Raw genomic sequence first — 12,921 nt, forward strand, 5'->3', positions numbered from 1 at the left:
TCGTCCTTCAGCGCGAGATTCTCGGCCTTCAGTTCGGCATTCTCTATCGTCAGACGCTCAACCGTCTCCTGAAGCGTGCCGACCTGCGCCGCCAGTGCACCGACCACACGCCGTAAATCGGCAAAGCCGCTATCGTCGTCAGGGCCAGATCCACCAGAAGTCATCCAAAGTGTGAATCAGATCGAAAACGATTTGTACACCCCGTGCCCGGAAATCTGCCCCGGTTACCGGCCTGGGTTTGCGGCCCGTCAACTCATCCTTAACCCTGTTCATCCGCCGGTCCGCCGGCGCGGGCGCCGGGCGCGCAAGCCCGCGACGCCCGCTCCGCAGGAACCGTCACAATGCCTCGACGATGGTCACGTTGGCGATGCCGCCGCCTTCGCACATGGCTTGCAGCCCATAGCGCTTGCCCCGCGCCCTCAATCCATGGACAAGGGTCGCCATCAGCTTCGTCCCGCTCGCGCCGAGAGGGTGGCCCAGCGCGATCGCACCGCCATGGACGTTCAGCTTGCCCGGATCAGCGCCCAGCACCTTCAGCCAGGCCATGGGAATGGAAGCGAAAGCTTCGTTCACTTCGAACAGGTCGATCTCGTCCAGGCCCAGCCCCGCCCGGCGCAGCGCCCTTTCCGTGGCTGCAATCGGTTCCTCCAGCATGATGACGGGGTCGCCCGCCGTCACCGTCAGATTATGGATGCGCGCCAGCGGCCTCAGGTCGAACCGCTTCAGCGCCTCCTCATTCGCGACCAGCACGGCGGAGGCGCCATCGGTCATCTGGCTCGCATTGCCGGCGGTGATCGTGCCGCCTTCGGTCAGCGTCTTGAGACCGGCCAGCGCCTCCATCGATCCATTGGCGCGCACGCCCTCATCCTGCGCGAAGCGGCCGTCCGGCGTGTCGACCGGCACGATCTCGCGCTCGAAAGCGCCCGCGGCGATGGCGCCTGCGGCCTTGCGATGGCTCTCCAGCGCGTAGGCGTCCATGTCTTCGCGGCTGAAGCCATATTTGTCGGCAATCGCCTGCCCGCCATGGTACTGGCTGAACTCGTTGACGCCGTAGCGCTCGCGGATGCTGGCGGGCCATGGCCCTTCCCCTATTCCCGCCTGCGCATGCAGATTGAAGTTGGAGCCCATCGGCACGCGCGTCATGCTTTCCACGCCGGCCGCGATCACCAGGTCCTGCGTGCCGGACATCACCGCCTGCGCCGCGAAATGCAGCGCCTGCTGCGACGATCCGCACTGCCGGTCGATGGTGACGGCGGGAACGCTGTCGGGCAGCTTCGACGCCAGCACGACATTGCGGCCGAAGGCGAAGGATTGTTCGCCGCCCTGCGTGACGCAGCCCAATATGACATCCTCGACCGCGGCGGGATCGATGCCGCTGCGGTCGACCAATGCGTTCAGCACCACGGCGCCCAGATCCGCCGGATGAACGCCCGACAGCGCGCCCTTGCGCTTGCCGCCGGCAGTACGCAGCGCCTCGACAATATAGGCTTCGGCCATTTTCAGCTTCCTTCGACATGAGGAGGAGCGGCGGACCGAACCGGTCCCCCTCTCCAGAAGGCGGCAGGCGCGCGCGTGGAACCAGCGCTTCGCCTGCCGGGGCCGCTCAACGCGGCGCCATTCGGATCGCGCCGTCCAGTCGGATGACCTCGCCGTTCAGCATGGGATTGGCGATGATGCTGTCCACGAGCTGCGCATATTCGTCGGGCTTCCCAAGGCGGCTGGGATGCGGCACCTGCGCCCCCAGCGCATCCTGCACATGCTGGGGGAACGCCTCCAGCATGGGCGTCAGGAAGATACCCGGCGCGATGGTCATCACGCGGATCTTGTGCTGCGCCAGGTCGCGGGCGATGGGCAGGGTCATGCCGACGACGCCGCCCTTGGAGGCGCTATAGGCGGCCTGGCCGATCTGGCCGTCGAACGCCGCAACCGACGCCGTGTTGACGATGACGCCCCGCTCACCCTCGATCTCGTCCGCCTTCGCCAGGGAAGCCGCGAAGCGGGCGATCATGCAGAATGTCCCGATCAGGTTCACTTCGACGGTCCGCCTGAACACGTCCAGCGGATGGGGCGCATGCTCCTTGCCGACGGTCTTGATCGCCGGCGCGATCCCCGCGCAGTTGACCAGGATGCGCGCGACGCCGTGCAGCGCCTCAGCCTGCTCGAACGCTGCCGCGACGGCGCCCTCGTCCGTCACGTCGACCTTCATGAACTGGCCGCCAATGGCGTCGGCATGGGCCGTCCCCAATTCGGCGTTCAGGTCGAACAGCGTCACCCTGGCGCCGCCCCGGGCCAGACGCGCGGCGGTGGCGCCGCCCAATCCCGACGCGCCGCCGGTGACGATGGCAGCCATTCCCTTCAGATCCATTTCAGCCTCCGGAAACTCATGAGTGACTCATGCACTTTTGGGTGTATTGCGTCGCGCCGGGTTTCCTGTCAACGCTTCGATGGAGAGAAAAAAGAGGACATTGATGCACGCCGCTTCACCATTCCGCACCCCCGCCCAGAAAGAAGCCGAGCGCCTTGCCAAGCGCGAGGCCGTGCTGCGCGCGGCGGTGCGGATGTTCAACGAACGCGGGTTTCACGCGACGTCGCTGGACGACGTCGCCGCCAGCCTGGGCATATCCAAGCGCACCATCTACCACTATCTGGCCAACAAGGATCAGGTGCTGCTGGAATGCGTCACCATCGGCCTGCAGCAATTGCTGGAAGCGGCCGATCAGGCCCGGCGGGAGCCCGGTGACGGCCGCCATCGGCTGACGCGCTTCCTGCGCCGCTATGCCGAGGTCAACATGGACGATTTCGGGCGATGCGTGATCCGGACCGGGGACGAAGTGCTCTCGCCGGAAAGCCGGCCGCGCTATCGCGCGCTGAAGCGGGAGATCGACAATGCCTTGCGCAGGTTGATCGAAGACGCCGTTGCCGATGGTTCGATCGCGCGGATCGACGTGAAGATGGCTGCTTTCGCGCTGGCTGGGGCGCTCAACTGGCCGGGGCGCTGGTACGATCCGGAAGGGGCGATGCCGGCCGGGACCGTGGCGGAAAAGCTGGTCGACATTCTGGTTTCGGGACTCGATCCGCGCGATTGACTTGGGTAGAGCGTGCGCGAAGGCGGCTTGCCCTCCTTCCAACGTCGATCCCGATCACGGCGGCAGGGCAGGATGCCGGGGGACACGGGCACGCTTCCGCTTCACGGCTGCAATTTGGAGGCTCAATGGCAGAGACAAACCGCAAAAAGGCCCCGGACGAAAGCGCCGCCGCGAAACAGCCCGGACAGCGGCGGAAGACCAACCGGCGCGAACAGCAGCGGTCCGTCGAAACGCGCCAGGCGATATTGGAGGCGGCGCTCAACGAATTTGCCGAGCGCGGGTTCGACGGCAGCAGCGTGCGCCGCATCGGGGAACGCGCGGGCCTGGAATATACGCTGATCACCTATCATTACCGCACCAAGGAGGCGCTGTGGAAGGCGGTGGCCGAATATGCCTTCGAGCAGATCGAGACCATGTGGGACGAGGCCATTCCCCCCGATTCCCGAATGTCCGCGTCAGAGCGCGTGCGGGCCGAGTTCCGGACCTTCCTGCGCTTCACGGTCGAACATACCGCGTTCCACCATTTCATGCTGCGCGAGAACCAGGGATCGAGTCCGAGAATCGGTTGGCTGGTCGAGAAGGTTCTCAGCAAGACCCGCGACCGCATCCTGCCCCAGATCCGGGCGGCGCAGGCGGAGGGCCAGCTCCTGCAGGGCGATCCCGATCATGTCTATTACATGCTCATCGGCATGACCTCCACCCTGTCGTCGCTCAACCGCGAAATGGCGGAAACCATTGGCTTTTCCATCAGGAATGAAGAGGCCGTCGAACGCTATTGGAACCTCGTCGAACGCGCTGTCTTCAAATAAACTCCACGACTGTAGAGTTTTTATGGACTCCTGCCGCAGGGCATGTTAGCCCTGCTCTCCAGACGGCAATGACCGTGATGGAGAAGATGCCCCGTGGATGTTCCAGTCATCGTAGCGGGTGGGGGGCCTGTCGGCCTTACCACCGCATTTGAGCTTCAAAGCCGCGGCGTTCGCACGCTGCTGCTCGAACGCAATCCCTCGACCACGCGCCATCCGAAGATGGACGTGACCAATGGCCGCAGCATGGAGCTGTTCCGCCGCATGGGCATTGCGGAGAAGATACGCGACGTCGCCGTGCCGCGCGGCAATCCGATGGACGTTTCCTGGGTGACGCGGCTGAACGAGTGGGAACTGGCCCGCTTCCGCTATCCCGACGTCGAAAGCTGGCGAGAAGACATTCGCGCGAACAATGACGGGTCGCAACCGCTCGAACCCTACATGCGGTTGAGCCAGGTCGTCCTGGAACCGCTGCTGCGCGGGTTGCTGGAAGAATCTCCGCTGGTCGAAATGCGGTTCGGCTGGGCGGTCGAGGGCTTCGACGACGATGGCGAAGGGGTGACGGTCCATCTGCGCGAAGTCGCGACGGGGCGCACCGAACGGCAGCGCTGCGCCCTGCTCGCGGGCTGCGACGGCGGCGGCAGCATCGTCCGCGAGAAGCTGGGCTTTGCCTGGGACGGGCAATATAATGTCGCCCGCTTCTTCATGGTGCATTTCCGGTCGGAGGCGCGCGACCTGCTCCAGCGCTTCGGCATCGCCTGGCATTATCAGTCGCCCGCCGGCAGCACGCTGATCGCGCAGGACGACGCGGAGATCTGGACGCTCCACTGCATGCTGCCCGAAGCGGCGGACGCGGCGGCCATCGATCCCAAACAACTCGCCTTCGACGCGCTGGGCCGGGAATTCCCGATCGAGGTGATCCAGGCGAACCCCTGGTCGCCGCATCTGGTGCTGGCGAACGGATATGGGCGCGGGCGGGTGTGGATGGCGGGCGATGCCGTGCATCAGGTGATCCCGACCGGCGGTTACGGCATGAACACCGGGATAGGCGACGCCGTCGACCTCGCCTGGAAATATGCCGCCATCCTGCAGGGCTGGGGCGGCCCCGCCCTGCTCGACAGCATAGAGGCGGAGCGCCGGCCGGTGGGCCGCGCCATTGTCGACGCGTCGCGCCTGCATATGGGCGTGCGCCTGAAGATCGCGCAAGCCTATGCCCCGATCATCCATGACGACACGCCGGAGGGGGCCGCCGCGCGCGACGCCTATGGCGCGCTGATCGCGGAACTCGGCAATGCGGAGAATGAATCGCGGGGCATCGAACTCGACCATCGCTACCGCCAGTCGCCGATCGTCTGCCATGAATGCGACGAACCGGAATGGCGGCTGCGCGATTATGTGCCCAGCACCTGGCCGGGGGCGCGGGCGCCGCATCTGTTCCTGGAGGACGGCAGCGCCATCTTCGACCGGCTGGGGCCCTGGTTCACCCTGGTCCGCTTCACCGACACCCCGGCCCAGCCGCTGCTCGACGCCGCGCGCGAGCGGGGCGTGCCGGTCGACCTGCTCGACATTCGCGATGCGCATGCCCAGCGGATCTACGAGCGCGATTTCGTGCTGATCCGCCCCGACCAGCATGTCGCCTGGCGCGGCGACGCCATGCCGGAAGACCCGATGGCGGTGATCGACCGGATCAGGGGAGCAAGGTCATGATGGACCGGGTCGATCCCATCGTCCGGGCGGACGCCGTCGTCCATGTGAGCTTCGAGCGGCGCGACATCGACGCCATGGCCCGCTTCCTGGAGGATTTCGGCTTCGTGCCGGTCGCGGGCGGCAGCGGCGGGCAGCGCCATTTCCGGGGCTATGGACCGCAACCCTATTGCGTCGAGCTGATCGCGTCGGAGCGGGACGCCTTCGTCGGCTTCGGCCTTGCCGCCAGGGACCGCGCCGATCTCGATCGGCTGTCCGCCGCCACCCAGGCCCCAGTCGAAGCGACGGATGCGCCGGGCGGCGGCGAGCGGGTGCGCCTCTTCGATCCGGAAGGCGTGCGCGTCGACCTGCTCTGGGGCGCGGCGCCGCTGGAGCCGCTGCCGGTGCGGGAGCCCTTGACCGAGGTCAACTCGCCCGTGGCCAGCCGCCGCATCGACAGGCCGGTCCGGACGCTGACCGCGCCCGCGCCGGTGTTCCGCATCGGCCATGTCGTCCTCCAGACGCCGGACTTCGAACGGACCACCGGCTGGTACCGGCGCCATTTCGGCTATCTCCCGACCGACGTCGCGACCGTGGGCGAGGATGCGCCGGTGCTGGGCTTCTTCCGCTTCGACCGGGGCGCGGAGCCCGCCGACCATCACAGCCTCGCGCTGCTCGCCGGGCCGGAATCGCGCCTGCTGCACATCTCGACCGAGACGATCGACGTCGATGCGGTGGGGCAGGGCCAGCAATATCTGCGCGGCAGGGGCTGGAACCATTATTGGGGCATCGGCCGCCATGTGCTCGGCGGTCAGGTGTTCGATTATTGGAAGGACTCCGCCGGGGACGAGTGGGAACATTATGCGGACGGCGACCTGATGACCGCCGATTATCCGACCGGTTTCCATCCGCTGTCCCGCGGCGACCTCTGGTCCTGGGGCGACGATCTGCCCGATTCCATGCGTCCGCCCGCCCCCGCCCCGGCCGACGCGCCGCCGCTCGTCCGCAATATCGTCGACTCCCTGCTGGTGCCCCCGCGCCCCTGGCTTCGCTGACATCCCCATTGGAATGCAGGAGTAGAATGATGGCATTGATGATCGTCCGCTATGATGAAGGCGCGGGCCCGCGCTGGGCCGTGCTGACCGGCGATGCGCCCGAGGGGCCGGTCGACCGGGTCGAGGGTCGGGGCATTGCGAGCGGCGCGAAGACCCTGGGCGAACTGATCGGCGCGATCGAAGCCGCGCCGGACCTGACCGCCACGGGCGAGGCGGTGCGCTTTGCCGCGAGCGCCCTTCTGAGCCCCGTCACCCCCGATGCGACGCTGATCTGCCAAGGGCTCAACTATGATGAGCATGCGGCGGAAGCCGGTCATCATGTGCGCAAGGAGAACCTCCTTTTCGCCAAGGCCAGTTCGTCGCTCTGCGGCGCCTATGCCGACATCGTCCGTCCCAAGGGGGTCGAGCTTCTGGATTATGAGGTGGAGGTCGGCATCGTCCTGCGCCGTCCGCTGGAAGCGGGAACGACCGTGACCGCCGGCAATCTCGGCTCCTATCTTGCCGGCGTGGTCCTGTGCAACGACGTGTCGGCGCGCGACACCATGTTCGGCGCGTCCTTCATGCAGTGGTTCCAGGGCAAGAGCTATCGCACCTTCTGCCCGGCCGGGCCGGTCTTCTATCTGCTCGAACCCGAAGAGGTCGCGGCGACGGTCGACAATCTGGAACTTTCGCTGACCTATGACGGAAAGGTCCGCCAGTCCGCCAACACTGGACAGCTGATCTACAAGCCCGCCGAAACGCTGACCCAGATCGCGGCGATCATGGACCTGAAGCCCGGCGACATGGTGCTGACCGGAACGCCGGGCGGCGTCATCGCGCAAGGCACGCCGGGCCTGATCGAACTGCTCAAGACCAACCTGCTGAACGACGCCGCGCGCCGCGATGGCATGCGCGTCGAAATGAAGACGCTGGGCCGGTTCCTGCAACCGGGCGACGAGCTCAATCTGACGCTGCGCGACGGGGTCAGCGGCATGTCGCTGGGCGGGCAAAGAAGCCGGATAACAGGCGCGTAAATGGGAGGCTGAGAAATACTCCACATATGTAGAGTTTTATATTGACACAGCCCGCCGGCATGGCATTCTACGGTCACAGAAACCCGAAAAGAAAAGCCGAGCCGACAGGGCGAACCGGCGGCGCCGAGATTGTCCACGACATCAAGGCGCCGCATCGAAAGACCGCCAACCGCCCCTGACCCCCACGATCGATGCGGGGCGGGGCGGCAGGACAACAGGGCTTTCCGGAGAGGAAATGCGATGTTCATCGAGAGCATTTGGTATGTCGCCGCCCGCTCGCGGACAATCGGCGCGCCGCGATCATGCGCCCCACTTCCGTCCGACCGTTCCGGCCCCGCCGGTCTGGCGCCTTGCCCGGCGGCTGTGGAAGCGCGCCCGCCGCTGACCTGAACGAAGGGCATGCGGCCCGGGAAGATGCCGCGCCAAGGAATGAACAAACAACCCGGCTGCCCCACCAGATCAGGCAGTCAGGGCTTGAACGAGGGAGAGGAAAAATGAGGAAGCCCATATGCGTCCTGCTCGCGACCAGCGCGCTCGTCGCGCCGCTGTGCAGCCATGCGCAATCCCCGGCCGAACAGGCCGAGGCCGCGCCGCAACGCGACCTTGCCGTGGGCGAGATCATCGTCACCGCGCAGAAGCGTGAGGAACGGCTGAACGACGTGCCGGTCTCCATCACGGCGGCCTCCGCGAGCCAGCTTGAAAATGCGGGCGTGACCCAGCCGTCGGACCTGGTGAAGATCGTTCCCGGCTTCACCTATCAGCCGAGCGCCTATGGCACGCCGGTCTTCACGATGCGCGGCATCGGCTTCTACGACGTCGCTGTCGCCGTGGCCCCGGCGGTCAGCGTCTATGTCGACCAGGTGCCCCTGCCCTATCTCGCCATGACGCAGGGGGCGTCGCTCGACGTCGAGCGCGTCGAGGCGCTGAAAGGGCCGCAGGGCACGTTGTTCGGCCAGAATTCGACCGGCGGCGCGATCAACTATATCGCGGCCAAGCCGACCGACCACCTCGCCGCCGGCATCGACCTCAGCTATGGCCGGTTCGACCAGGTGGATGCGCAGGGCTTCGTCAGCGGCCCCATCGCGGCCAATCTGAAGGCGCGGCTGGCGGTGCGCCACGAATATCGCGACGGCTGGCAGATCAGCCAGACCCGCCCGGCCGACCGCCTCGGCCGCCGGGACTATTCCACCGCCCGCCTGCTGCTCGATTGGGAGCCCACCGACACGCTGCGCTTCGAATTCAACGCCAATGGCTGGATCGACCGGAGCGAGACGCAGGCGGCGCAGTTCGTGAAATACGCCCCGACCGTGGCTCCGTCGGCGGGCGGCTATACCGACATCACGGCAGAACTGGAAGCCGCCGTCCCGGCCCCCAACCGCAGCCGCATCGCGGACTGAGACCCCGGCGCCGACCTTCGCCGCGACGACAGCTTCTATCAATTCTCGCTGCGCGGCGACCTGGACGTCAGCGATGCCGTGGCCCTGACCTCCATCAGCGCCTATTCGCGGTTCAGGCAGCGTTCGCCCAGCGACACCGACGGCGTGCCGCAGAATAATTTCCTGCTGACGATCAACGCCGACATAGAGACGGTGTCGCAGGAATTGCGGCTCGCGGGCACGGCGGGCCCGATCCGCTGGATGCTGGGCGGCAATTACAGCCACGACACCACCGGGGACGACCAGCGCGGCGACTATATCGCCAGCAACAGCGGGGTGGGGCCGTTCCGCTATACCTCCTTCATCAACAGCAACCATCAGAAGATCACGACCAAGGCGGTGTTCGGCAGCCTCGACTATGAGCTGACGGACACGGTGACGGCGCAGGTTTCGGCGCGCTACAGCGATCAGCGCAACCGGTTCAGCGGCTGCCTGCTGGACGTGGGGGACGGCCTGATCTCCAACGCGTTCAGCTTCCTGTCGAACCTGTCGCGCAATTTCGATCCGCCGACGGTGGCGCTCGCGCCGGGCGCCTGCGCGACGCTCGGCGAAGTCGGCTATGGCACGCCCTTCATCCCGGTGCCCAGCGTCGAAAAGTCGCTGAAGGAGGATAATATTTCCTGGCGCGCCAGCCTCAACTGGAAACCGAATCCCGACAGCCTGCTCTACGCCAACGTCACGCGCGGCTATAAGGCGGGCAGCTTCCCGACGGTGCCCGGCCTTTTCCCCAGCCAGTTCGACCCGGTGACGCAGGAATCGGTGCTCGCCTATGAGGCCGGCTTCAAGCTTTCGCTGCTCGACCGGCGGCTGCAACTGACGGGCGCGGGCTTCTATTACAAATATGACGACAAGCAGATCATCGGCTACATCACCACCGCCTTCGGCAATCTGCCCGGGCTGGTGCAGGTTCCGAGGTCGAGCGTCCGCGGCGCGGAGCTGAGCGTCAACTGGCGGCCGGTCGACGGGCTGACCTTCAATGGCGGCGCCACCTATGTCGACTCGCGCGTCGACAGGAGCTTCCTCGCCAACGATCCCTATGCCGCCGTCGTCGACATCAAGGGCGAACCCTTTCCCAGCACGCCCAAATGGCAGCTCAACGGCGATCTCGACTATCGTTTCGCCCTGACCGGCAATCTCGACCTCTCGCTGGGCGGCAATGTCCGCTACCGCTCGCGCAGCGTGGCGGCGTTCGGGGGAGCGCCCGAATTCGCCCTGCCCGGCTATGCCGTGCTCGACCTGCGGATCGGCCTCGAAAGCCCGGACAGCGGATGGAAGTTCCAGCTCTGGGGGCGCAACGTCACCAATAAATTCTACGTCACCACCGTCACCCATGTGGTCGATACGGTGGCGCGCACCACCGGCATGCCCGCCACTTACGGCGCGACGCTCAGCTACAGCTATTGATGCGATGAACCACGCCGTCATCCTTGCGCGCCGTCCGCAGGCCATTCCCCAGAGCGAGCATTTCGCGCTGGAGGAACGCCCCATGCCCGTTCCCGCCGATGGACAGATATGGGTGCGCAACCATTATCTGTCCGTCGAGCCCGCCATGCGGGGCTGGCTGAGCGACGCGAGCAACTATTCCGACCCGATCCATGTCGGGGACGTCATGCGCGCCTTCGCCGTCGGGGAGGTGGTGGAATCGCGGCACGGCGGTTTCGCGCCGGGCGACAGGGTGATGGGCCTGTTCGGCTGGCAGGAGCATGCGGCGGTCGACCGGTCCGCCATATTGCTGCGCGTCCCGGACACCGATCTGCCGCTGTCGCTCTATCTCGGCATATTGGGACTGAACGGCGTCACCGCCTATTTCGGGCTGCTCGACATCTGCGCCCCCCGTCCCGGCGAGACGGTGCTCGTCTCGACGGCGGCGGGATCGGTGGGGTCGTGCGTGGGCCAGATCGCCGCCATATCGGGCTGCCGCACGGTCGGCCTGGCGGGCGGGCCGGAAAAGCGGCGCCAGTGCCTGGACGAGTTCGGCTATGACGCCGCGATCGACTATCGCGGCGAGCCCGATCTGGATGCCGCCATCGCCCGCGCCTGTCCCGACGGGGTCGACATTTATTTCGACAATATAGCCGGGCCGATCAGCGATGCGGTGCTGCGCCATTTGCGCCTGCGTGCGCGGATCGCCGTCTGCGGCACCGCCTCGATCGCGAGCTGGGACCCCTGGCCGCAAGGGGCGCGGCCCGAGCGTCACCTGCTGGTGAAGCGGGCGACAATGCGCGGATTCCTGACGTTCGACTATGCCGATCGCTTCGATGAGGCCGTCGCCCAATTGTCGGCCTGGCTGCGCGAGGGACGGCTGCGCTACCGCGAGGACGTATTGGAAGGGCTTGGCGAGGCCCCCGGCGCGATAGCGCGCCTCTATTCCGGGCAGAATCAGGGGAAGCTGCTGATCCGGCTTCCCGCAGCGAAGGATTGAACGGCGTGTCGAAGGTCATCATCAGTTGCGCCCTGACCGGCGCCGTCCACACCCCCTCGATGTCCCCCCATCTGCCGGTGACGCCCGACGAGATCGCGCAACAGGCGATCGAGGCGGCCGAGGCGGGCGCTTCCGTCCTCCATCTTCATGCGCGGGACCCGGAAACGGGCAGGCCGACGCCCGATCCCGATGTGTTCATGCAGTTCCTGCCGCGCATCAAGCAGGCGACCGACGCCGTGGTCAACATCACGACGGGCGGCGGCCAGGGCATGTCGCTCGACGAGCGGCTCGCCGCGCCGCTGCGCGCATCGCCGGAGCTTTGCTCGCTCAACATGGGATCGATGAATTTCGGCATGTATCCCATGCTGGAGCGTTACAAGAGCTTCCAACATGACTGGGAAGCGGCGCATCTGGAGGCGTCGCGCGACTGGATCTTCAAGAACACCTTCAGGGATATAGAGCTGATCCTGGAGCGGCTGGGCAAGGGGCACGGCACCAAGTTCGAGTTCGAATGCTACGACACCGCCCATCTCTATACGCTCGCCCATTTCCTGGACCGCAAGCTGGTGACGCCGCCGCTGTTCGTGCAATCCATCTTCGGCCTGCTCGGCGGCACCGGCGCGGACACGGAAAATCTGCTCCACGCCAGGCGCATCGCGGACAAGCTGTTCGGGGACGATTATCGCTGGTCGGTCATGGCGGCGGGCAAGCATCAGATCCCCTTCGTCGCCATGGGCGCGATCAACGGCGCGAACGTCCGCGTCGGGCTGGAGGATTCGCTCTATGCGGGCAAGGGAAGGCTCGCCCGGTCCAACGCCGAACAGGTGCGGCTGATCCGATCGATCCTGGAGCCCTTGTCGCTGGAGGTGGCGACACCGGCGGAGACGCGTGAGATACTGGCGCTGAAGGGCGGCGACAATGTCACCTTCTAGAGCAATCGACAGGGAGGGAGAGCCCATGGCCGAGCAGCAGGACCATTCGCCCCGCATCATGGCGGTGATCGACTATTTCCGGCGGGGCGACGCGGGCCGGCCCGACATGCTCGACGGGTTCACCGACGACTTCGAATTTTTCTTTCCCAAATTCGGCATCGGCCGGGGCCGCGAGGACTTCATGGCCTTCGCCGCCGGCCTTGTGGGTTCGTTCAAGGCGTTCGGGCACGATATTGACGGGCTGCGCTTCATCGAGAGCGGCGACAGCGTGGTGGTCGAAGGCACCACGCGCGGCGAAGACAGGGAAGGCGCGACATGGGCAGGCGGCACGACGCCGGGCGGGCGCTTTTGCAGCGTCTTCGAATTTCGCGGCGCGCTGATCGCCCGCATGCACATCTATCTCGACCCCGATTACACCAGCCGGGACGAGGCGCGGTTCCTGTGGGGCAGGGACCGGCGCTGGTGATCGCCATGAAGGAGGAGAGGTT

The 12,921-nt window shown here is 66.2% G+C and carries 11 protein-coding genes and 1 pseudogene; 10 read left to right on the forward strand and 2 right to left on the reverse strand.

Annotated features, from left to right (window positions below):
* Window positions 1-336 precede the first annotated feature (336 nt).
* Window positions 337-1,497 (reverse strand): acetyl-CoA C-acetyltransferase, encoded by a 1,161-nt coding sequence (locus K7W03_RS18070; protein WP_222886974.1) that lies wholly within the window; start codon window positions 1,495-1,497, stop codon window positions 337-339.
* Between the two features lie 106 nt (window positions 1,498-1,603).
* Entirely contained in the window at window positions 1,604-2,365 is a 762-nt protein-coding gene (locus K7W03_RS18075; RefSeq protein ID WP_048575642.1) for an SDR family NAD(P)-dependent oxidoreductase, read from the reverse strand.
* 103 nt (window positions 2,366-2,468) lie between these two features.
* On the opposite strand from K7W03_RS18075, the gene K7W03_RS18080 reads away from it, so the two are divergent.
* The 10 genes and pseudogenes from K7W03_RS18080 to K7W03_RS18125 all read left to right on the forward strand — a co-directional run bounded on the left by K7W03_RS18080 (window position 2,469) and on the right by K7W03_RS18125 (window position 12,899).
* A complete protein-coding gene (locus K7W03_RS18080; protein WP_025549436.1) occupies window positions 2,469-3,086 on the forward strand; it encodes a TetR/AcrR family transcriptional regulator in 618 nt (205 codons plus the stop codon).
* Between the two features lie 125 nt (window positions 3,087-3,211).
* Window positions 3,212-3,895 (forward strand): TetR/AcrR family transcriptional regulator, encoded by a 684-nt coding sequence (locus K7W03_RS18085; RefSeq protein ID WP_025549437.1) that lies wholly within the window; start codon window positions 3,212-3,214, stop codon window positions 3,893-3,895.
* 93 nt (window positions 3,896-3,988) lie between these two features.
* Window positions 3,989-5,599, forward strand: coding sequence for an FAD-dependent monooxygenase (locus K7W03_RS18090; RefSeq protein WP_222886975.1), 1,611 nt, complete (start codon window positions 3,989-3,991; stop codon window positions 5,597-5,599).
* Window positions 5,596-6,630, forward strand: coding sequence for a VOC family protein (locus K7W03_RS18095; protein WP_222886976.1), 1,035 nt, complete (start codon window positions 5,596-5,598; stop codon window positions 6,628-6,630). Before K7W03_RS18090 ends, K7W03_RS18095 begins: the two co-directional genes overlap by 4 nt.
* A 26-nt stretch (window positions 6,631-6,656) precedes the next feature.
* The gene (locus tag K7W03_RS18100; RefSeq protein WP_140043110.1) at window positions 6,657-7,643 is read left to right on the forward strand and encodes a fumarylacetoacetate hydrolase family protein; all 987 of its coding nucleotides are present in this window, start codon (window positions 6,657-6,659) and stop codon (window positions 7,641-7,643) included.
* 494 nt (window positions 7,644-8,137) lie between these two features.
* The gene (locus K7W03_RS18105) at window positions 8,138-9,040 is read left to right on the forward strand and encodes a TonB-dependent receptor plug domain-containing protein (protein WP_222886977.1); all 903 of its coding nucleotides are present in this window, start codon (window positions 8,138-8,140) and stop codon (window positions 9,038-9,040) included.
* 30 nt (window positions 9,041-9,070) lie between these two features.
* Window positions 9,071-10,483 (forward strand): annotated as a pseudogene (locus K7W03_RS18110) (TonB-dependent receptor); the annotation flags it as partial.
* A gap of 4 nt (window positions 10,484-10,487) precedes the next feature.
* Complete coding sequence (locus K7W03_RS18115) at window positions 10,488-11,501, forward strand: NADP-dependent oxidoreductase (RefSeq protein WP_226870274.1); 1,014 nt, start codon at window positions 10,488-10,490, stop codon at window positions 11,499-11,501.
* A gap of 5 nt (window positions 11,502-11,506) precedes the next feature.
* Complete coding sequence (locus K7W03_RS18120) at window positions 11,507-12,433, forward strand: 3-keto-5-aminohexanoate cleavage protein (RefSeq protein ID WP_082166034.1); 927 nt, start codon at window positions 11,507-11,509, stop codon at window positions 12,431-12,433.
* Between the two features lie 25 nt (window positions 12,434-12,458).
* Window positions 12,459-12,899, forward strand: coding sequence for a nuclear transport factor 2 family protein (locus tag K7W03_RS18125; protein WP_048575648.1), 441 nt, complete (start codon window positions 12,459-12,461; stop codon window positions 12,897-12,899).
* The last annotated feature ends 22 nt before the right edge of the window (window positions 12,900-12,921 follow it).

It is taken from the genome of Sphingobium sp. PNB, from assembly GCF_019873065.1.
GTDB lineage: Bacteria > Pseudomonadota > Alphaproteobacteria > Sphingomonadales > Sphingomonadaceae > Sphingobium > Sphingobium fuliginis.

Coding starts and splice junctions, on each gene's coding strand:
- K7W03_RS18070 (WP_222886974.1), bottom strand. CDS start 1,497: ATGGCCGAAGCCTATATTGTCGAGGCGCTGCGTACTGCCGGCGGCAAG.
- K7W03_RS18075 (WP_048575642.1), bottom strand. CDS start 2,365: ATGGATCTGAAGGGAATGGCTGCCATCGTCACCGGCGGCGCGTCGGGA.
- K7W03_RS18080 (WP_025549436.1), top strand. CDS start 2,469: ATGCACGCCGCTTCACCATTCCGCACCCCCGCCCAGAAAGAAGCCGAG.
- K7W03_RS18085 (WP_025549437.1), top strand. CDS start 3,212: ATGGCAGAGACAAACCGCAAAAAGGCCCCGGACGAAAGCGCCGCCGCG.
- K7W03_RS18095 (WP_222886976.1), top strand. CDS start 5,596: ATGATGGACCGGGTCGATCCCATCGTCCGGGCGGACGCCGTCGTCCAT.
- K7W03_RS18100 (WP_140043110.1), top strand. CDS start 6,657: ATGATGGCATTGATGATCGTCCGCTATGATGAAGGCGCGGGCCCGCGC.
- K7W03_RS18105 (WP_222886977.1), top strand. CDS start 8,138: ATGAGGAAGCCCATATGCGTCCTGCTCGCGACCAGCGCGCTCGTCGCG.
- K7W03_RS18115 (WP_226870274.1), top strand. CDS start 10,488: ATGAACCACGCCGTCATCCTTGCGCGCCGTCCGCAGGCCATTCCCCAG.
- K7W03_RS18125 (WP_048575648.1), top strand. CDS start 12,459: ATGGCCGAGCAGCAGGACCATTCGCCCCGCATCATGGCGGTGATCGAC.